The following is a 19,320-nucleotide window of genomic DNA, read 5'->3' on the forward strand; positions in this document are numbered from 1 at the left end:
CGGGATGAGCCGCCGGCCCGCCAGCTCCGCGCCTCGCCGTCACCCGATCGCGCGGCAGGTCGCGGTGAGCCTGGGCTTGGCGGCCGCCGGCCTGATCCCCGTAACCGTTCCCGCCGACGACCGCCCGTCGGGATGCGCGTTTGCCCCGGGGATCGAATGGCCCGAGCTGCGTACCCTCGAGGGCGGCCTGACCGAGATTGACGCCGATCACGTCCGCCGCGATGGCGAACGCATCTCGGCCACGGGCAACGTGCACCTGTTCGAGGCCGGGCGACGCCTGGATACCGACTTCCTCGAATACGACCGCGCCTCCGGCACTGCGCGCACCGAGGGCGACACCCGGCTGTTCGACGGCGACCTGCTGCTGCACACCGAAGGCGGCGAATATCGCCTGGACGCGGAGACCGGCGAGTTCCGCCGAATCGATTTCCTGGTGCAGTCCATCCCGGCCCGCGGTAGCGCCGAACGCGGCGTTCAGCATGCCCCGCACCTCCACGACTTCGAGGACGCCGAATACACCACCTGCCCGGTGGGCAACGACTCCTGGTGGCTGCGCACCGGCGACCTGGAGCTGGACCGCGAAAGCGGCGTCGGCGTGGCCCGCAACGCGACGATCCGTTTCAAGGGTGTGCCCATCGCCTACACCCCGTACATCAACTTCCCGCTGGATGATCGCCGCAAGAGTGGCTTCCTGCTGCCCAGTGCGGGTACCGGCGGGCGCACCGGGTTCGATCTCGCGACGCCCTGGTACTGGAACATCGCGCCCAACTACGACGCGACCTTTACCCCGCGCATCATGGCCGACCGCGGGGTAATGCTGGGCACCGAGTTCCGCTATCTGCAGCCCCGGCACCATGGTGTGCTTGACGTCCGCTACCTGCCGGATGACCGCGAGACCGGCGAAGACCGCCACTTCGCCCAGTGGCGCCATCAGACCCGGATCACTTCCAATCTGAACCTGCGCCTCGATGCCGCGGATGTCTCCGACCGCGAATACTTCTTCGATTTCGGCAACTCGGACCGCTACGCCGGTTCCACCCCCTATCTGCGGCGCTCCGCCGACCTGACCTGGAACCAGCCGGCCTATCGCCTGCGCACGCGTATCGAGGACTACCAGATCGTCGACCCCGAGCTGAGTGCCGCCGGCGAGCCCTACCAGCGCCTGCCGCAGATCACGCTGGAGGCCGGGGAATACCTGGGCCACGGCCTGTCCTGGGACCTCGACACCGAACTGGTGCGTTTCGAGCGCAGTGAAGATCAGTCCGGGCGCCCGCTGGGCACCCGGCTCGACCTGAACCCCGAGGTGCGCTGGCGCCATGACACCGGCGGCTTCTTCTTCGAACCCGCCTTCGGGGTCCGTCACACCCGCTACGAGCTGGACCGCCGCGGCCAGGATGACCGTCCGGAATCGATCAGCCGCACCGTGCCGCGCGCCTCCATCGACACCGGACTGATCTTCGAACGTCCGATCGCGGGCGGCCAGCGCCTGCAGACCCTGGAACCGCGCATCTTCTACGGCTACGTGCCCTACCGCGACCAGAATGACATCCCGATCTTCGATACCGGCGAGGCCGATTTCAGCTTCGACAACCTGTTCAGCCTCGACCGCTTCGTCGGCGCCGACCGGGTGGGCGACACCCATCAGGTCACCACCGCCCTGACCACGCGCATCTTCGACCAGCAGACCGGGCTTGAACGCCTGAGCCTGTCCGCCGGCCAGATCCACTATCTGGAAGACCGCGAGGTCCGGCGCAACCCCAACGCCCCGGTACTGGACGCCTCCACCTCCGACCTGGCACTGGAAGGCCGGGTCCGCATCGGCGATGCCTGGGACGGCCGCGGATCCATCCTCTACAACCAGGATGCCGGCGAGACCACCCTGGCGGCGGTCTCGGTCGGCTACAGCCCGCGCGAACGCGCCCGGATCAACGTGGGCTACCGCCAGCGCGAGGCCGGCGCCCGCTCCATCGACCAGACCGATGTCTCCGTGATGTGGCCGGTCACCGAGCGCATCGACGCCATCGGGCGCTGGAACTACAGCCTGCAGGAGGAACGCGATCTCGAACTTCTGGCCGGGCTTCAGTATCGTAGTTGCTGCTATGGTATCCGCGTGGTCGCACGCCGCGCGTACTCCTTCGACGAGACCTACGACAACTCGATCTACTTCCAACTCACGCTGGACGGCCTGGCACGGTTCGATTCCGGCGTGGATTCGCTATTGCGCGAGGGTATTGCCGGATATGACGCACGTCCCTGAACAACGCCGCCGCGGCAAGGCCCGCGCCCTGCTGCCGCTGCTGGCCGCCCTGGTCTACGGCCTCGGCCTGCCGGCGATGGCCCAGACGACCGCGCCCGCGGCCGGCGACCTCTCGCAGGGCGCGGTCGAGGCCCCAGTCACCCCAGGGGCCGCCCGCGACAGCGGGGCCCCGGCCGCCCCCATCACCCCGGAGGGCGACCGCTTCACCGACCGCATCCTGGCCGTGGTGGGCGACGACGTGATCACCCAGCGCGAGCTGGTGGAACGCATGAACCTGATCGCCCAGCAGATGGTCGAGCGCGGCACCCGCCCGCCGGATCAGGACACCCTGGCGCGGCAGGTCATGGAGCGCCTGATCGTCGAGCGCGTGCAGCTGCAGGAAGCCGAGCGCGTCGGCATCAATATCGACGAGATGACCCTGAACCGCGCGATGGAAAACATCGCCCGCGAGAACCGCATGACCCTGCCGCAACTGCGCCGGGCCCTGATGCAGGACGGGGTGGACTTCAACGCCTTTCGCGAACAGATCCGCCACGAACTGACCGTGAACCAGCTGCAGCGCCGCCAGGTCGACCAGCGCATCCGCGTCTCCGACCCGGAGATCGCCGACCTGATCGCCTCCGAGAGCGGCGCGATCGACCGCGGCGTGCGCTACCGCATCGCACAGATCATGGTCCCCCTGCCCCAGGGCGCCGATGCCAGCCAGATCGCCGAGGCACGCGAGAAGGCCGAAGCGCTGCGCCAGCGCGTGCGCGAGGGCGAGGACTTCGCCACCGTCGCGATCAGCGAGTCCCAAGGCCCTCAGGCCCTGGAAGGCGGCGACCTCGGCTGGCGCTCGGCCGGCGAAATCCCCGGCATGTTCGCCCGCGAAGCGGTGCTGATGCGCACAGGCGAGATCAGCGAGGTCCTGCGCTCGCCCGGCGGCTTCCACATCATGAAACTGCTGGACCGCGAGGGCGGCGACCAGACGCGCGTGCAGCAGACCCGCGTGCGCCATATCCTGATCAGCCCGGACCAGGTGCGCAGCGACGAGGACGCCCGCCGCCAGGCGCAGTCGCTGTACAACCGCATCCGCGAGGGCGCGAGCTTCGAGGACCTGGCACGCGCCAACTCGGACGACCCCGGCTCGGCCGCCCAGGGCGGCGCCCTCGGATGGGTCAGCCCGGGCGAACTGGTGCCCGGCTTCGAGGAGGCCATGGACGCCCTGGAACCGGGCGTGGTCAGCGAACCGGTGGAGAGCCAGTTCGGCTGGCACATCATCGAGGTCCTGGAACGCCGCGAGGTCGACACCTCACGCGAACAGATCCGGGCCCGTGCCCGCGAGATCCTGCAGAACCGCAAGCGCGAGGAAGAACTCGAATTGTGGCTGCGCCGCCTGCGGGACGAGGCCTATGTCGAATACCGGGTCGACGGCTTCGGCTCCTGATCCGCGCGGGGCCCACGCGGTCCCGCGCCTGGCCCTGACCGCCGGCGACCCCGCCGGTATCGGGCCCGATCTCCTGATCGCCATGGCCCGGCAGCATGGCCACGCGCAGCGCGTCGCCATCGCCGACCCGGACGTCCTCGAGGCCCGTGCCCGCCAGCTCGGCGAGTCCCTGCGCCTGATCCACTTCGACCCGGAACGCCCGCGCGCGATCACCCCGGCCCACACCCTGGAGATCCTGCCCGTACCGGTGGCAACCCCGGTGGTCGCCGGCACCCTGGACCCGGCCAACGCCGAGCACGTGCTGGCGTTGCTGGCCACGGCCGCCGCCGGCTGCCTCGACGGCACCTTCGAGGCGATGGTCACCGGTCCGGTGCACAAGGGCGTAATCAACCGCGCCGGGATCGCCTTCAGTGGTCACACCGAGTGGCTGGCCGAGCGTGCAGGCGCGCCGATGCCGGTGATGCTGCTGGCCACCGAGGGCCTGCGGGTCGCGCTGGTCACCACCCATCTGCCACTGCGCGCAGTCCCCGACGCCATCACCGCAGACCGCCTGGAGGCCGTGACCCGCGTCCTGCATCACGACCTGCAGCGCGACTTCGGTATCGCCGATCCGGTGATCGCCGTCTGCGGGCTGAACCCGCATGCCGGCGAGGATGGTGTCCTCGGACGCGAGGAGATCGAGATCATCACCCCCACCCTGGACCGCCTGCGGGAAGCCGGCATGCGTCTGCGCGGGCCACTCCCGGCCGACACCGCATTCACCCCGCGCGCCCTGCACGGCGTCGACGCCGTGCTCGCCATGTACCACGATCAAGGACTGCCGGTGCTCAAGCATGCCGGCTTCGGCAGCGCCATCAATGTCACCCTGGGCCTGCCCTTCATCCGCACCTCGGTGGACCACGGCACGGCACTGGATCTGGCCGGCACCGGGCGCGCCGAGGTCGGCAGCTTCCAGGCCGCCGAACGCCTGGCCGAAACCCTCGCGGCGCGAGCCGCCGCACGCCGGAGCACCCCCAGGGCATGACCCGAATCAAGACCTCGTCGCCGATCCGCAAGCGTTTCGGCCAGAACTTCCTCCACGATGCCGGCATCCTCGCGCGCATCGTCGCGGCGATCGCCCCGCAACCCGGCGATGCCGTGCTGGAGATCGGTCCTGGCCGTGGCGCCCTGACGGCCGCCCTGCTGGAGCGCCTGGAGCATCTGGTCGCGGTGGAGATCGACCGCGACCTGGCGGCTGGCCTGCGCGCCGGCTTCCCCCCCGAACGCCTGGACCTGCACGTGGGCGACGCCCTGCATATGCAGCTATCCGACCTCGGCGCGTTGCCCGAGCGGGGCTGGCGTGTGGTCGGCAATCTGCCCTATAACATCTCCACCCCGTTGATGTTCCACCTGCTGGATCAGGTCGGCGCCATCCGCGACATGCACTTCCTGCTGCAACGCGAGGTCGTGGAGCGCATGACCGCCGCCCCCGGTAGCAAGCGCTACGGGCGCCTGACGGTGATGCTGGCCGCCCGCGCCGAGGCGACCGCCCTGTTCACCGTGCCCCCCGGGGCCTTCCACCCCCCGCCCAAGGTCTACTCCAGCGTCGTGCGCATCACGCCCCTGGCCGAACCGCGCGTCGCGCCGACGCTGTACCCAACCTTCGCGCGGGTGGTCAACCAGGCATTCTCCAGCCGCCGCAAGACCCTGCGCCGCGGTCTCTCCGGCCTGGCCGAGATCGCCGACCTCGAGGCCGCCGGCCTGGATCCGGGCGAGCGCCCGGAGAACATCGACATCACCGGCTTCGAAGCCCTGGCTCGACGCCTCCACCCCGCCACCCCCTGAACAGCCGGCGGCCGCGATCCGCTACCATGGGCCCATGGACCTGATCGTTGCCGATGTTGGCGGGACCAATACCCGCGTTGCCCGCGCCCACCGCGATGCGGACGGGTGGTCTTTGCACGAGGGCGAGCGCTACCGCAGCCGCGAACACCCCGACCTGGCCAGCATCCTCGAACGCTGGCGCACCGAGGTTGCGACAGTGGATACCTTTGCTGCGGCGGGTCTGGCGGTGGCCGGCCCCGTGCATCACGGCCGGGCGCGCGTCACGAACCTGCCCTGGCCAGCGCTGGACACCACCACGCTCGCGGATCACCTGGGGCTGCCCGTCACTCTGTTGAATGACTTTGCCGCCATCGGCGCGAGCCTCGACGCCCTGCAGCCACAGGACTATGAAACCCTGCAGGAAGGAGCGCACGATCCCGCCGGCCTGCGTCTGGTCGCGGGCGCCGGTACCGGGCTCGGCACCTGTCTGGTGGGCCCGCCCGGCGCCGCCACCATCTTTCCCGGCGAGGGCGGCCACGCGCGCTTCTCGCCCAGCGGGGCGGAGGAGGCCGCACTGGGCGATTTCGTAGCCCGCGAACTGGGATACTGCACACGCGAGCATCTGCTCAGCGGTCGTGGAATCGCCCGCATCGGGCATTTCGAGCTCGACCGCCAGCCTGACCCCGAATTGGCACAGGCCCTGGAGACCGCCGAACCCGCCGCGGCGATTGGCGAACTGGCGCTCGCCAGGCACCCCGCGGCTCAAGCCGTCATCGATCGCTTCGTCGGCATCTACGCCGGGCAACTAGCGGACATGGCCCTGACCGCACTCCCCACCGGGGGGGTCTTCCTGGCCGGTGGCATCGCCCCGCGCTGGCTCGAGGCATTCCGCGGACCACGCTTTCGTAGCACCTTCCGTAATCGCCCACCGATGACCCACTTGCTTGAGCAATTGCCCGTGGCCCTTATCATGCACCCCGAACCGGGCCTGCTCGGCGCTGCCGTTTACGCCAGCCGGTCCGTGAAACCCTGACGCCGGGCCTGCCCCGCGCACGGGCGTTTCCCGCTCACGAATCTGGAGCCGCAACCGCATGAACCAGCCCCAAGAGCACGACACCGAAGCCCACACCATCGAGATCGAGGTCTCCACTGCCTATGTGGAAGACCAGTCGGAACCCGATGACGACCGCTATGTCTTCGCCTATCACGTGGTGATCCGCAACGCGGGGGCGCTGACCGTGCAACTGCTCAACCGCCACTGGATCATCCGCGATGGCCGCGACCAGACGCAGGAGGTACGCGGCGAGGGCGTGATCGGGGAACAGCCCAGCATCGAGCCCGGTGACAGTTTCGAGTACACCAGTGGCACGGTGATCGAGACCCCGGTAGGCACCATGGAAGGCAGCTACGGCATGCGCGACGAACGCGGCAACACCTTCGACGCGCCAATCCCGCCGTTCACGCTATCCGTCCCGCGCACGCTGCACTAGGCCGGCCCGATGGCCCTCTACGCAGTCGGCGACCTCCAGGGCTGCCTGGCGCCGCTGGAACGCCTGCTGGAGCAGGTGCGCTTCGACCCGGCGGCCGACCATCTATGGCTGGTCGGCGACCTGGTCAACCGTGGCCCGGACTCGCTCGGCTGCCTGCGCCGGGTCCGGGCGCTGGGGGATGCCGCGACCACAGTACTGGGCAACCACGACCTGCACCTGCTGGCCACCGCGGAAGGCGTGCGCCCCCCCGGCGGCAAGGACACCCTGCGCCCGGTGCTGGACGCCCCGGATGCCGCCGACCTGCTGGACTGGCTGGCGCGGCGCCCGCTCCTGCATTCCGACGCGTCCAGCGGCTGGACCCTGGTGCATGCGGGCCTCCCGCCGGCCTGGGACCCGGACACAGCGCAGACCGAGGCACAGCGCGTGGAGGCCGATCTACGCGACCCCGCCCGCCGTCAGGCGCTGTTCGAGGTCATGTACGGCGATGAACCGACACTGTGGAGCCCCGATCTCGACGGCTACGACCGCTCCCGCTACACCATCAACGCCTTCACCCGCATGCGCTACATCACCTCCGATGGGGCGCTGGAATTCGCCGGCAATGGCCCGCCGGAAGAGGCCCCATCCGGCCTCACCCCCTGGTTCCAGGTACCCGGCCGCGCGGCCGCCGGCCACCCGATCGCGTTCGGCCACTGGGCCGCCCTCGGACATCGCGTCGGACCGGACTGGCTGGCCCTGGACAGCGGCTGCGTCTGGGGCAACCGCATGACCCTCGCCCGCCTCGACAACACGGACGGCGATCCCACCCGCGTGACGACCTGGCAAACGCCCTGTCCCGCCTGACCCGGCCGCTACCGCGCAGCACCTTCCAGGCACCCGCCTTCCATCCGGCCGCATATGCCATGTTGTGGCTGGCCATGGTTCATCGCTCGGTGTTTACGGTGGCTTCGGTCCGTATACTGCCGTGCGCTGTCTCGCCAGCGCATGGCAGGCGGCGAACCGAAGCCACCGTAAAACACCGGAGGACGAACCAGGGCCAGCCACACGAAGGCAGGCGACCCCACACGCATCTGCGGCCCTAGAGATCGGACGAAGAGCCTGGCCTTCCTGGCCAGGGATCGCCAGGCGAGACGCGGTCAGCGCAGGAAGAGGGAGTAGGCCGGATTCCCGGTCTCCTCGTGCCATGGATACCCGACCTCCTTCAGAAACTCGCGGAACCGCGCCCGATCCTCGGCGGGGATCTGCATGCCGACCAGCACGCGGCCATAGGCGGCACCATGGTTGCGATAGTGGAACAGGCTGATGTTCCAGGTCTGGCCCATGTGCGTCAGGAAATTCAGCAGCGCGCCGGGGCGCTCCGGGAACTCGAAGCGGTAGATCCGTTCGTTGCGGACCTCGCCACCGTGGCCGCCGACCATGTGCCGGAGGTGGAGCTTGGCCACCTCGTTCTCGGTCATGTCCAGAACGTCGTAACCCGCCTCCTCCAGGGCCGCCAGGATTTCCTGGCGCTCGGCGTCGCCCCCTTCCAGTTTGATACCGGCAAAGACCTGGGCCTTCTCGTCATCCGCGTAGCGGTAGTTGAATTCGGTGACCCCGCGCTTACCGATGGCCTGACAGAACTGACGAAAGCTACCCGGACGCTCGGGGATGGTGACCGCAAACAGGGCCTCGCGATGCTCGCCGATCTCGGCGCGCTCGGCCACGTGGCGCAAGCGATCGAAGTTGATATTGGCCCCGCTGAGTACCGCCGCCAGGTTCGCGCCCTGCAGGCCCTCGCGCTGGATGTACTGCTTCATCCCGGCCACCGCGAGGGCCCCGGCCGGCTCGGCCACCACGCGGGTGTCATCGAAGATGTCCTTGATGGCCGCGCAAATGGAGTCGGTGTCCACGAGGAGGACCTCGTCAATCAGGTCGCGGCACAGACGGAAGGTCTCCTTGCCGACCTGACGCACAGCCGCACCGTCGGCAAAGATCCCGACCTGCTTGAGGGTGACCCGGCGGTTCTGTTGCAGCGCCTTGTACATCGAGGGCGCATCGTCCGGCTCCACGCCGATGACCTTGATCTCCGGACGCAGGCGCTTGATGTAGGCGGCCATGCCGGCCGCCAGTCCGCCCCCCCCGATGCACACGAACACCGCGTCCAGATGACCCGGGTGCTGGCGCAATAGCTCCATCGCCACCGTGCCCTGCCCGGCGATCACGTCGGGATCGTCGAACGGATGGATGAAGGTGTAGCCGTGTTTCTGTTCCAGTTCGCGGGCGTGGGCGGCCGCCTCGTCGAAGGAGTCGCCGTGCAGCACAGCCTTGCCACCGAACCGGCGCACCGCGTCGATCTTGATCGACGGCGTGGTCACCGGCATTACGATCACGGCCTTGATGCCGAGGTGACTGGCCCCCAGCGCAACGCCCTGCGCATGGTTGCCGGCGGAGGCGGCCACCACGCCCTTTGCGCGCTGTTCCGGGGTCAACTGGGCGATCTTGTTGTAGGCGCCGCGCAGCTTGAACGAGAAGACCGGCTGCAGATCTTCGCGCTTCAGCCACAACGTGGAGCCAAGGCGCTCCGACAGATTCGGCATCGGGTCCAGTGGCGTCTCGCGCGCGACATCGTAGACGCGTGCCGTCAGGATCTTCTCGAGATAGGGGAATTTCATGGCCCAAACGATAGCATGCGAGGCCTTAACGCTTCCGCTTGTCCCGGGGACGGAGCAGTCGGTATCCTCAATGGGTTACGGACAGAATATTCGGGAGACGGTGATGAATCAGGACGAAATGAAAAAGGCGGTCGCCGAGGCGGCGCTGGAACGGATCGAGAGCGGCTGGATCGTGGGTGTGGGCACCGGTTCCACCGCGAACTACTTTATTGACGCCCTGGCCGGCATCAAGGGCAAGATCGATGGCGCCGTGGCCTCCAGCGAGGCCAGCGCCGAGCGCCTGCGCGGCCACGGTATCGAGGTACTGGACCTGAACTCCGCCGGTCCGCTGCCGATCTACGTCGACGGGGCCGACGAGGCGACCCGGCATCTGCACCTGACCAAGGGCGGCGGCGGCGCGCTGACCCGCGAAAAGATCGTCGCGGCGGCGTCGAAGACCTTCGTCTGCGTGGTCGACGAGACCAAGGTCGTCGATTATCTCGGCGCCTTCCCGCTACCGATCGAGGTCATCCCGATGGCGCGCAGCCACGTGGCCCGCGCCCTGTCGAAGCTGGGCGGCAACCCGGAACTGCGCGAGGGCTTCAAGACCGACAACGGCAACGTGATTCTCGACGTGCACAACCTGCGCATCATGAACCCGGTTGAGCTCGAATCCGAGCTGGACCATATCGCCGGCGTCGTGACCAACGGACTGTTCGCCCGCCGTTCGGCGGATGTCATGCTGGTGGGCTCCGCCTCGGGCGTCGAGGAGATGACCGCCGGTTAAGCGGGTCGAGTCCGCCACGGTGACCGCGACGGGCAAATGGCTGATCATCATCGGCGGGCTGATCGTCCTGATCGGTCTGCTGTGGCCGTGGCTCGGAAAAATCCCCTGGGGCCGGCTCCCGGGTGACATCGTGATCGAACGCGAAAACGCCCGCTTCTACTTCCCGCTCACCACGATGATCATCGTCAGCGTGGGGATCACGGTCCTCCTGGCGCTGTTTCGTCGCTGATACCGCTCCAGAAAAAAGGGCCGGGATCATATGATCCCGGCCCTTTTTAACGTGGGCAAGCGGTGAGACCGCCAATCAGCGCGCCATCACCTCATCGTAGAATTGCTGCAGGCCGCCTTCCAGGAAGTGGTAGTTCTCGATGCCGCGTTCCTCCAGGTGATACTGCAACCAGCGCACCTGCTGACCGTTCTGGTCGAAGATCAACAGCGCATCACCATCCCTGTTGGCCCGGCCAAGGAAACGGTTAAGCGTATCGATGTTCTCCAACGGGGCCGACATCTCGCGCCCGGCAAACAGCGAGATCTCGTCACGCTCCTCGTTGCCGCGCACGTCCAGCACCACCGCATTGTCGTCGTTGCGAACACGACGGGCGAAGGTGTCGGCATCCAGCAACCGCGCCTCGAAGGCCTCGTCCGTGATGAGTTGGGTCTCGGGGTCCTCGATCGGCTCGCCGCGGAGCATGGCCAGCCCCGGGTAGCGATCTGCCCAGTCCGCGACGCCGGCGTCATAGGCCTGGGTCGGGCCGAGTCCGGCCGCGTTGGCCCGCGCGGCAGCGCGATAGGACATGTAGCTCTCGCGCCCGTTGCAGTAGAACACCAGGGGCCCGCCATGCTGCTCTTCCAGGGCCCGGACCTGATCCTCGAAATCCGGAGCGCCCAGCGGTACATGATGGGCCCCCTCGATGTGCAGGATGTCGTATTCCAGACGCGGGCGGACATCGATCACCGTGGAACGCGACAACTGGCCCCGCAGATCGAACAGGTCCACGGCATCCACGCCGAATCGCTCGTAAAGACTGCGGCCGGGAAATTCGACAAAGGCCTGGGCACTGGCCACGACGGGGGCCGCCGCCAGCCCGAAACAAAGGGCCATGACGGCGAGACGGGGACTCAAAGAGCGAAAGGTCATGCGAACTCCCTTGCATGGACGGGTGGACATGCCGCATACACTGCCGCGGCCTGGACGGGCATTGCGTACGCCCGATGGGGCGACGCGACGTGACGATCCTTTATTCCGTCGCAACCGCCCGGTGCCCCCGATTGTAGCCAACCCGGGCGGGCCATGTGCAGCACCCGCTTGTGCCGGCTCCAAGCCCTACAGCAGGACCTTCTCGATCCCGCCCTCGCGGGCCCGTTCGATGAAGGCCTTCTGCCAGCCATCGCCCATCAGACGGTTGGCCATCTCCACCACGATGTAGTCGGTATCCATCCCGGTGTCCTCGCGATAGCGCTCCAGGCCCTGCTGGCAGGCCGGGCAGGAGGTCAGCATCTTCACGTTGCCGTCCTTCGCCTTCTCCTCTCCGGTCAGCTCCTTGATGCCCTTGTGCAGCTCTTCCTGCTTGCGGAAGCGCACCTGGGTGGCGATATCCGGACGGCTGATCGCGAAGGTCCCGGCCTCGCCACAGCAACGGTCGGACTGCAGGACCTCCTGACCCAGCAGCTTGGCCGCGACGTCGGTCGGCTTGTGCGACTTCATCGGCGAATGGCAGGGATCGTGGTACATGTACTGCACGCCCTCGAGCCCCTCGAGATGGACGCCCTTCTCCATCAGGTACTCGTGGATGTCCAACAACCGGCAACCCGGGAAGATCCGCTCGAACTCGTATTTCAGGAGCTGATCCATGCAGGTGCCACAGGACACCACCACGGTCTTGATGTCGAGGTAGTTGAGCGTGGTCGCGAGGCGATGGAACAGTACCCGGTTCTCGGTACTGATCTGCTGGCCCTTCTCGAAATCGCCACCGGCATTCTGCGGGTACCCGCAGCACAGGTAGCCCGGCGGCAGCACGGTCTGCGCGCCGACGTCGTAGAGCATGGCGAGCGTAGCCAGGCCCACCTGACTGAACAGGCGCTCGGAACCGCAACCAGGGAAGTAGAACACCGCATCCGAATCCAGATCGGTCTTCACCGGGTCGCGCAGGATCGGCACGTAGCGCGAATCCTCCAGCCCCAGCATCTGGCGGGTGGTCTGGCTCGGCAGCCCGGCGGGCATCGGCTTTTTCACGAAGTGCACGACCTGCTCATGCATCGGTGCCTTGCCGGTGGTCGAGCGCGGGGTCTTGCCCTCCCCGGTCAGGTTCAGCTTCTTGAATGCGAAATGCCCCAGGCGCTGGGCGGCATAGCCCATCTGGATCGCACCCTTGCGGATACCCTTGATGGTGGCCGGGTCCTTCGCGTTGAGGAAGGCCATGGACATCATCGTCGCCGGCGTCGCCTTGCGCTTGCCCTTCTTGTTCAGGATCGAACGCATGTGCATGGTCACGTCGCCAAAGTCGATGTCGACCGGGCACGGATTCAGGCACTTGTGGCAGATCGTGCAGTGATCCGCGACGTCGTTCATCTCCTCGAAGTGATTCAGCGACAGCCCGCGCCGGGTCTGCTCCTCGTAGAGGAACGCCTCGACAATCAACCCGGTCGCCAGGATCTTGTTGCGCGGCGAGTACAGCAGATTGGCGCGCGGGACGTGCGTGTTGCACACCGGCTTGCACTTGCCGCAACGCAGGCAGTCCTTGATCTCGTCGTTGAGATCGCCCAGCTCGCTTTGTTCAAGGATCAACGCCTCCTGCTTGACCAGGCGCAGCGACGGCGTATAGGCATTGGACAACCCGGAGCCCACCAGCAGCTTGCCGGCGTTGAACACGCCATTCGGGTCGACGTCCTTCTTGTACTTCGCGAACGACTCGATGCGTTCGGGCTCGAGATACTGCATCTTGGTCAGCCCGATCCCGTGCTCGCCGGAGATCACCCCATTGAGCTCGCGTGCCAGGCGCATCACTTCATCCACCAGGCGCTCGGCCTGGTGCATCATCTGGTAGTCATTGGAATTGACCGGGATGTTGGTGTGCACGTTGCCATCGCCCGCGTGCATGTGCAGGGCGATAAACAGGCGGCTGGTCAGTACCCGGTCGTGGATCGCGGTCAGCCGCTTGCGCACCGGCTCCAGCTGGTGCCCGCCAAAGATCTCGAACAGCGGGCGCTCGACCTCGGCGCGGTAGGAGATGCGCAGGCTGCGCCGCAGCAGCACATTGATCAGCTTGTCATGGTCGCGCAAGTCCGCACGAGCGGGCTCGTCCAGCAGCTCGTCACATTCCGAGGCCTGGGTGAAGAAGTTGTCCGAGATTGCCTCCCAGCGCTTCTTCACCGTCTCCAGGACCTCCACCGCACGCTCGCGCTTGGCCTCGAACCACTGCTGGCCCTCGCCACCGGTGTCGTCCAGCAACTCGCGCAGCTCCGGATGGTCACCGCGCATGCACTCCTGCATCTCGTCGACCATCCGGAGCTTGTTCGTCAGCGACTCGCGCACGTTCAGGGTCTCGATCCCCTCGGTGTACTCCGCCAGGCGCTCCAGCGGGATCACCACGTCCTCGTTGATCTTGAACGCGTTGGTGTGGTGAGCAATCGCCGCGGTGCGGGCGCGATCCGCCCAGAAGCGCTTGCGCGCCTCGGGGCTGACCGCAACGAAACCCTCGCCATTGCGGGCGTTCGCCGCACGCACCATCCTGGCGGCCAGCTTGCCCAGGGCATCCTCGTTGTCGGAGACAATGTCGGCGACCAGGACCATCTTCGGCAGGTCACCACGGGCGCCCTTCGGGGTGTACTTCACCGCGCGCACGTAGCGCTCGTCGAGATGCTCCAGGCCCGCCAGCAGGACTTCGTCCTCGGCGTCCACCGCATCCTTGATCTCGACGATCGCCGGCACGGCCTGGTGCAGATCGGTCCCGTAGAACTCCAGACACACGGTGCGGATGTTGTCCGGCATTCGGTGCAGGATGAACTCGGCCGACGTAATCAGACCGTCGCAGCCTTCCTTCTGGATACCCGGCACGCCCATCAGGGTCTTGTCGGTCACGTCCTTGCCCAGCCCCAGCTTGCGGAAGCTCTGTCCCGGCATCTCCAGGATCTCGGGCTCGCCCTTCGGGGTCTTGCCGTCCGGCTGATAGCGGCTCACACGGAAGCGCACGACCTCGGCGTCGTGAATCTTGCCGAGGTTGTGGTCGAGGCGCTCGACATACATCCACTCCGCCTCGGGGGTCACCATGGTCCAGGCGGCCAGGTTGTCCAGCGCGGTACCCCACAGCACGGCCTTCTTGCCGCCGGCGTTCATCGCGACGTTGCCGCCGATGGTGGAGGCGTCCTGCGAGGTCGGATCCACCGCGAACACCAGACCGTTGCGATCGGCCAGCTCGGAGACGCGCTTGGTGACCACACCGGCCTCCACGCGCACCACCGGGACGTCACGCTCCACGCCCGGCAGGGGTCGGCGCTCGACCTCGCCCAGACCTTCCAGCTTCTCGGTGTTGATGACCGCCGAGCGCTTGGACAGCGGGACGGCACTACCGGTGTAGCCGGTGCCACCGCCACGCGGGATCACCGTCAGGCCGAGCTCGATGCAGGCCGCGACCAGCGGGCCCATCTCTTCCTCGGAATCCGGGGTGAGCACCACGAACGGGAGCTCCACACGCCAGTCGGTCGCATCGGTCACGTGGGAGACCCGCGCCAGGCCGCCGAACTGGATGTTGTCCTTGTGCGTCAGGGCCTTCATGCGCTTGCGCACCTGATCGCGCAGCGCGGCGGTATCGGTGAACTCCTGCGCAAAGGCAGACACTGCCGCCTGCGCGCGCTGGCCCAGCTTGAGCGCCTTCTCGTTGCCGTCGGCCCGGGCCGTGATCTGGCCCAGACGATGCTGCATGGCATCAATCAGCGCCTTGCGGCGCTTCTTGTCCTCCAGCAGATCATCCTGGATGTACGGGTTTCGGGTGACCACCCACATGTCGCCCAGGACCTCGAACAGCATGCGCGCAGACACACCCGTCCGACGCTCCCCACGCAACTCGTTGAGGAGGTCCCAGGTATCGGAACCCAGGAAACGGATAACGATTTCGCGGTCGGAGAATGAGGTGTAGTTATAGGGTATTTCTCGGACGCGTTCGGCGGTCATTGAGGCGTAGCCCCCCGATCAGAATGTGGCCAAAGAGTAACGGGTCCGCACGCCCTGCGCACGAAGTCGCACTGTTGGTCCATGCTTTTGGGCACCAAACTATCGGTGACGGGGACCTTTACGTCGCCAGGGCGGCGCTGATCGATTCACGCATTCGCGCTGGCGCCCCATGAGCATCTCCCTAGAAATACGCCAGCAGACCCAGCACCCCGATAACAATCAGATAGATCGCGACGATGTAGTTCAGCAGGCGGGGCCGGATCAGGATCAGGATGCCCGCGACCAGGGACAGGATGGCCATGAGCAGGCCCGGTTCAATATTCAGCGTCATTGGCGATCATTCCTTTCGCTTGTGGGATTCAGGGATACATCAAGGATCCGCAACGGACGCACCGACCGGGCTTCCCCTGGGGCCGAGCTCAAAAGAGCTTCTCTTCCATCTCCAGATAGACCGCGTTGGCGTTGCTGCGGTTGGTCTGTTCGAAGGCCGGCAGGTCTTCGTAGTCACTCCAGTCCATCGCGGAGTAGGCCTCGTCGAAGGAATCCATGTTCTCGACCGCCACGGCCATGTGCTCGCGCAACTTCACCAGGTAGTCGCGGGTGAACCTGACCGCCCGGGCCGCCTGATCGGTCGCCTCGCCATGCCCCGGAATCAGGAACTTCAGGTCCATCTCCATCAGCTCTTCCAGGCGCTTGACCCAGTTCTCCGAATCCAGCGCATCGTCGCCCAGAAACGGAATCCGGCCATCGAACACGATGTCGCCGGCGAACACCACGCCGGTCTCCTCCACCACCATGATGATGTCGTCCGGCGAGTGTGCGGGCCCCGCGTGCACGCACCGGAAGGTCTTCCCGCCGAGACGGATGGTGTACTCGTCCTCGAAGAATTCATCCGGCGGGATGATCTGGGTGTCCTCGTCCACCCACGGGGCCAGCACGCCCCGGCGCTGCTCGAGCCGCGCCACCGCACCGGCGCCTCCCAGATAGTCTCGCGCGCGCGCCTGCCCGATGATCTTGGCATCGGTGTGGTCCGCGAACGCCTGCAGGCCATAGATGTGATCCGCGTGATAATGACCGGCAATCACGTACTTGATCGGCTGGTCGGTCACCTCGCGGATCCGGCGAATCATCTCGAAGCCAAGTGGCGGCGTCCCCAGGGCGTCATATACCACCACGCCCTCGTCGGTCACGACGAACCCCGCATTCGAGGTATGCCCCTCGTTGTCGGGATCCGGAATACCGGAGATCCCGATCATGTACCAGGTGTCCAGACCTTCGACCTCGTGGGCTGTCACATCCACGCTGACCGGCTCGTAGGGATTCTCGGGTACCGACATGGTCAATCCTCTCTTCTCTGGCATTTTGATCGATCCGACCCAGTGCGGCCGGGTTCTGCGGAATTGGACGGAAAAAGGGCGGGAGAATTCCCTGCATTTCCCGATCACTGTCGAGGGATTGTAGCGGAGTCGGGAGCGGGGTTGACGGGATGCCGGGGTCCGGGCGTTTGTGGCTACCGGGGACCGGTCGCCAAGGTCGGCGTCCACAAATCAGCGGGGCGGTGCCGAAACGTTCTGGCCCGAATCGTTGCCATGGCTGGAGGACCAGGATGATTCGGCGGCTGCGCCGCCTCACCCCTTCGGGGCTGCACACGCTGCGCGCGCGCAGTGGTTCGCCGCGCTTCGCCGAACCTTCCAGGTTCGAACCCTGGACACGCTCAAACAAACATAGAGAAGGGCCCCACGAGGGGGCCCTTCTCTATGTTTGGCTGGGGGACCAGGATTACTCGGCGCTATGCGCCTCGCCCTTCGGGCCAGCGCCGCATACGGCGCTGTTCGGCTCGGCTACGCCTCACCGTCGAACCTTGCAGGTTCTCATCCTGAAATCTTCCAGCCATTCATGAAAAAAGGCCCCACAAGGGGGCCTTCTTCCATGAATGGCTGGGGGACCAGGATTCGAACCTGGGTTGGCGGAGTCAGAGTCCGCAGTCCTACCGCTAGACGATCCCCCAGTAAACCGGGTCGGGTGCAGCCCGAAACTCGACGCGAATTTTAGCGCTTCGAGTACTGGGTTGCACGACGGGCCTTGCGCAGGCCGATCTTCTTGCGCTCCACCTCGCGGGCATCGCGGGTCAGGTGACCACCACGACGCAGCGACGGGCGCATGTCTTCGTTGTACTGCACCAGGGCGCGGGCAATGCCCAGACGGATCGCGCCGGCCTGGCCGTTGCCGCCACCGCCTTCAACGGTCGCGATCACGTCGAAGTTGCCGGTCGACTCGGTCGCCTCCAGCGGCTGGCGTACCACCATGCGCGAGGTCTTGCGGCCGAAGAAGTCGTCCAGCGGCTTCTCGTTAACCGTGATGTTGCCCGTGCCGGGACGCAGGAAGACGCGCGCCGAGGCGGTCTTGCGGCGGCCGGTGCCGTAATACTGATTGATAGCCATTCGGATCGATTCCCTTGCTGATTCTGGCGGCTCAGACTTCGAGCGGCTGCGGCTGCTGGGCCGTGTGCCGGTGTTCGGTACCGGCGTAGACCTTGAGCTTCTTGAACATGGCCCGGCCAAGCGGGTTGCGCGGCAGCATGCCTTTGACGGCAAGCTCCAGCACCTTCTCCGGATGACGCTCGATCATCTGGGTGAAGTTGGCTTCCTTGATGCCACCCGGGTAACCGGAATGGTGGAAGTACTTCTTGTCCATGGCCTTGTTGCCGGAGACGCGGATCTTCTCCGCGTTGATCACGACGATGTAGTCGCCGGTATCGACATGCGGCGTGTACACGGGCTTGTGCTTCCCGCGCAGGCGATGTGCGATTTCCGTGGCGAGTCGACCGAGGGTCTTGCCGTCGGCGTCGACGAGAAACCAGTCGCGTTCGACTTCGGCCGGCTTGGCGCTAATGGTACTCATGATGTTCGATGCTCCGAGGTCGGGGCGATTCAGAAAGCGCGCAAGAATAACGCTTCCCTCTGCCCAATTCAAGCTACAGGGACAATTCCCGAGACGCGAAGGCGTCCGCCCTCGGGGGAATCACGGATCAATGTGCAGAACATTCGCGTGCATGCCCCGGACACAAACAAGGGGCCGACCCGAAGGCCGGCCCCTGCAACCCCCCGGGCGCAATGCCCGGGGCGGTTTTGCGCTGCCCGTTACAGCTGGGCTTCAGCGCGCTCCTGGACTTCCTGCATCAACTCGGGGTCGTTCTGCAGGGCCATGGCCACTTCGTTGTATTCCTCGACGCTCATGCCCGAGTCTTCAACCGCGTTGACCATTTCGTCCTGTGCTTCCTGCTGCATGGACTGGGCCTCGGTTTCGTCCTCGGCACTCTGCAGGCGGTCGGCGAAGTCTTCGCGCACTTCCTGCACCGCAACGAAGGCGGTTACGAAAGTGTCGATGTCTTCTTCGCTCAGATCCACCTCGGGGGCTTCCTGCATCGGGGCACCGCCCTGGGCCGCGCCACCCTGGGCACCACCCTGAGGCGGCTGGCCGCCCTGAGCACCGCCACCGGCACCGCCTTCCTGGGCCGGCGGCTGGCCGCCCTGGGCACCGCCCATGTCGCCCCCACCGGCACCACCTTCGGCACCGCCGTACTGGGCAGAGGCGGCTCCACCCACGGCAAACAGGGAGGTCAGGGCCATCGCGAGCATCGTCTTGCGCATATTCATCATGTTGCTCCTTTTCCTTTGGATCGTTCGGATCTCGGGGCGAAGCCGGCGACGACTCAAGGTCGATCGTCCGCCCGCCCGATTTCGTTGCAACCGTGTGAGGA

At 66.5% G+C, this 19,320-nt stretch carries 17 protein-coding genes, 1 tRNA gene and 1 other RNA gene; 9 read left to right on the forward strand and 10 right to left on the reverse strand.

From position 1 onward, the window contains the following. The first annotated feature begins 4 nt into the window (after window positions 1–4). From D573_RS0107445 to D573_RS0107475, 7 genes are read left to right on the forward strand one after another with little or no spacing between them, the layout of a single operon-like run. A complete protein-coding gene (locus D573_RS0107445; protein ID WP_018938394.1) occupies window positions 5–2,257 on the forward strand; it encodes an LPS-assembly protein LptD in 2,253 nt (750 codons plus the stop codon). Further along, complete coding sequence (locus D573_RS0107450; RefSeq protein ID WP_018938393.1) at window positions 2,241–3,683, forward strand: peptidylprolyl isomerase; 1,443 nt, start codon at window positions 2,241–2,243, stop codon at window positions 3,681–3,683. Before D573_RS0107445 ends, D573_RS0107450 begins: the two co-directional genes overlap by 17 nt. Continuing rightward, window positions 3,649–4,707 carry a 4-hydroxythreonine-4-phosphate dehydrogenase PdxA gene (pdxA, locus tag D573_RS0107455; protein WP_018938392.1) on the forward strand — a complete coding sequence of 353 codons (1,059 nt, stop codon included), beginning with the start codon at window positions 3,649–3,651 and terminating at the stop codon, window positions 4,705–4,707. Before D573_RS0107450 ends, pdxA begins: the two co-directional genes overlap by 35 nt. Beyond that, a complete protein-coding gene (gene rsmA, locus D573_RS0107460; RefSeq protein WP_018938391.1) occupies window positions 4,704–5,507 on the forward strand; it encodes a 16S rRNA (adenine(1518)-N(6)/adenine(1519)-N(6))-dimethyltransferase RsmA in 804 nt (267 codons plus the stop codon). Before pdxA ends, rsmA begins: the two co-directional genes overlap by 4 nt. Before the next feature lie 34 nt (window positions 5,508–5,541). Beyond that, complete coding sequence (locus D573_RS0107465) at window positions 5,542–6,519, forward strand: glucokinase (RefSeq protein WP_018938390.1); 978 nt, start codon at window positions 5,542–5,544, stop codon at window positions 6,517–6,519. A gap of 58 nt (window positions 6,520–6,577) precedes the next feature. Next, window positions 6,578–6,976 (forward strand): Co2+/Mg2+ efflux protein ApaG, encoded by a 399-nt coding sequence (gene apaG / locus D573_RS0107470; protein ID WP_018144096.1) that lies wholly within the window; start codon window positions 6,578–6,580, stop codon window positions 6,974–6,976. 9 nt (window positions 6,977–6,985) lie between these two features. Next, on the forward strand, window positions 6,986–7,819 hold the full coding sequence (locus D573_RS0107475; RefSeq protein WP_018938389.1) for a symmetrical bis(5'-nucleosyl)-tetraphosphatase: 834 nt from the start codon (window positions 6,986–6,988) through the stop codon (window positions 7,817–7,819). Window positions 7,820–8,112: 293 nt separating this feature from the next. Here the strand turns inward: D573_RS0107475 and ilvA are convergent, their stop codons facing one another. Then, window positions 8,113–9,627, reverse strand: a complete 1,515-nt coding sequence (gene ilvA / locus D573_RS0107480) for a threonine ammonia-lyase, biosynthetic (protein ID WP_018938388.1) — start codon at window positions 9,625–9,627, stop codon at window positions 8,113–8,115. A 103-nt stretch (window positions 9,628–9,730) separates the two neighbouring features. Between ilvA and rpiA the strand changes: the two genes are divergently transcribed. Continuing rightward, window positions 9,731–10,393 carry a ribose-5-phosphate isomerase RpiA gene (rpiA, locus tag D573_RS0107485; RefSeq protein WP_026313012.1) on the forward strand — a complete coding sequence of 221 codons (663 nt, stop codon included), beginning with the start codon at window positions 9,731–9,733 and terminating at the stop codon, window positions 10,391–10,393. A gap of 19 nt (window positions 10,394–10,412) precedes the next feature. After that, entirely contained in the window at window positions 10,413–10,622 is a 210-nt protein-coding gene (locus D573_RS0107490) for a DUF2905 domain-containing protein (protein WP_018938387.1), read from the forward strand. A 75-nt stretch (window positions 10,623–10,697) separates the two neighbouring features. Here the strand turns inward: D573_RS0107490 and D573_RS0107495 are convergent, their stop codons facing one another. The 9 genes from D573_RS0107495 to D573_RS0107530 form a co-directional block, all read right to left on the reverse strand. Further along, window positions 10,698–11,531: a rhodanese-like domain-containing protein gene (locus tag D573_RS0107495; RefSeq protein ID WP_018938386.1), complete on the reverse strand. Its 834-nt coding sequence runs from the start codon at window positions 11,529–11,531 to the stop codon at window positions 10,698–10,700. Between the two features lie 186 nt (window positions 11,532–11,717). Continuing rightward, window positions 11,718–15,560, reverse strand: a complete 3,843-nt coding sequence (locus D573_RS0107500) for a DUF3683 domain-containing protein (RefSeq protein WP_018938385.1) — start codon at window positions 15,558–15,560, stop codon at window positions 11,718–11,720. A 181-nt stretch (window positions 15,561–15,741) separates the two neighbouring features. Further along, a complete protein-coding gene (locus D573_RS14185; protein ID WP_018144103.1) occupies window positions 15,742–15,891 on the reverse strand; it encodes a DUF3096 domain-containing protein in 150 nt (49 codons plus the stop codon). An 88-nt stretch (window positions 15,892–15,979) separates the two neighbouring features. After that, window positions 15,980–16,897 (reverse strand): MBL fold metallo-hydrolase, encoded by a 918-nt coding sequence (locus D573_RS0107510; protein ID WP_018144104.1) that lies wholly within the window; start codon window positions 16,895–16,897, stop codon window positions 15,980–15,982. Window positions 16,898–17,322: 425 nt separating this feature from the next. Further along, a non-coding RNA gene (locus tag D573_RS14190) (RtT sRNA) lies at window positions 17,323–17,458 on the reverse strand. A gap of 36 nt (window positions 17,459–17,494) precedes the next feature. Beyond that, window positions 17,495–17,568, reverse strand: a tRNA-Gln gene (locus tag D573_RS0107515). A 40-nt stretch (window positions 17,569–17,608) separates the two neighbouring features. Next, window positions 17,609–18,001: a 30S ribosomal protein S9 gene (gene rpsI / locus D573_RS0107520; protein WP_018144105.1), complete on the reverse strand. Its 393-nt coding sequence runs from the start codon at window positions 17,999–18,001 to the stop codon at window positions 17,609–17,611. A gap of 31 nt (window positions 18,002–18,032) precedes the next feature. Further along, on the reverse strand, window positions 18,033–18,461 hold the full coding sequence (rplM, locus tag D573_RS0107525) for a 50S ribosomal protein L13 (RefSeq protein WP_018144106.1): 429 nt from the start codon (window positions 18,459–18,461) through the stop codon (window positions 18,033–18,035). A 239-nt stretch (window positions 18,462–18,700) separates the two neighbouring features. Further along, complete coding sequence (locus D573_RS0107530) at window positions 18,701–19,216, reverse strand: DUF4168 domain-containing protein (protein WP_018168109.1); 516 nt, start codon at window positions 19,214–19,216, stop codon at window positions 18,701–18,703. Between the last annotated feature and the right edge of the window lie 104 nt (window positions 19,217–19,320).

The sequence above is a fragment of the Thioalkalivibrio sp. AKL9 genome (assembly GCF_000377825.1).
GTDB classification, from domain to species: domain Bacteria; phylum Pseudomonadota; class Gammaproteobacteria; order Ectothiorhodospirales; family Ectothiorhodospiraceae; genus Thioalkalivibrio; species Thioalkalivibrio versutus.

Excerpts from the sequence above, each read along its gene's own strand:
- rplM (WP_018144106.1), bottom strand. The coding sequence starts at position 18,461 with ATGAGTACCATTAGCGCCAAGCCGGCCGAAGTCGAACGCGACTGGTTT.
- D573_RS0107475 (WP_018938389.1), top strand. The coding sequence starts at position 6,986 with ATGGCCCTCTACGCAGTCGGCGACCTCCAGGGCTGCCTGGCGCCGCTG.
- rpiA (WP_026313012.1), top strand. The coding sequence starts at position 9,731 with ATGAATCAGGACGAAATGAAAAAGGCGGTCGCCGAGGCGGCGCTGGAA.
- D573_RS0107500 (WP_018938385.1), bottom strand. The coding sequence starts at position 15,560 with ATGACCGCCGAACGCGTCCGAGAAATACCCTATAACTACACCTCATTC.
- rpsI (WP_018144105.1), bottom strand. The coding sequence starts at position 18,001 with ATGGCTATCAATCAGTATTACGGCACCGGCCGCCGCAAGACCGCCTCG.
- ilvA (WP_018938388.1), bottom strand. The coding sequence starts at position 9,627 with ATGAAATTCCCCTATCTCGAGAAGATCCTGACGGCACGCGTCTACGAT.
- D573_RS14185 (WP_018144103.1), bottom strand. The coding sequence starts at position 15,891 with ATGACGCTGAATATTGAACCGGGCCTGCTCATGGCCATCCTGTCCCTG.
- D573_RS0107445 (WP_018938394.1), top strand. The coding sequence starts at position 5 with ATGAGCCGCCGGCCCGCCAGCTCCGCGCCTCGCCGTCACCCGATCGCG.
- pdxA (WP_018938392.1), top strand. The coding sequence starts at position 3,649 with ATGTCGAATACCGGGTCGACGGCTTCGGCTCCTGATCCGCGCGGGGCC.
- rsmA (WP_018938391.1), top strand. The coding sequence starts at position 4,704 with ATGACCCGAATCAAGACCTCGTCGCCGATCCGCAAGCGTTTCGGCCAG.
- D573_RS0107465 (WP_018938390.1), top strand. The coding sequence starts at position 5,542 with ATGGACCTGATCGTTGCCGATGTTGGCGGGACCAATACCCGCGTTGCC.
- apaG (WP_018144096.1), top strand. The coding sequence starts at position 6,578 with ATGAACCAGCCCCAAGAGCACGACACCGAAGCCCACACCATCGAGATC.
- D573_RS0107510 (WP_018144104.1), bottom strand. The coding sequence starts at position 16,897 with ATGTCGGTACCCGAGAATCCCTACGAGCCGGTCAGCGTGGATGTGACA.
- D573_RS0107495 (WP_018938386.1), bottom strand. The coding sequence starts at position 11,531 with ATGACCTTTCGCTCTTTGAGTCCCCGTCTCGCCGTCATGGCCCTTTGT.
- D573_RS0107530 (WP_018168109.1), bottom strand. The coding sequence starts at position 19,216 with ATGAATATGCGCAAGACGATGCTCGCGATGGCCCTGACCTCCCTGTTT.
- D573_RS0107450 (WP_018938393.1), top strand. The coding sequence starts at position 2,241 with ATGACGCACGTCCCTGAACAACGCCGCCGCGGCAAGGCCCGCGCCCTG.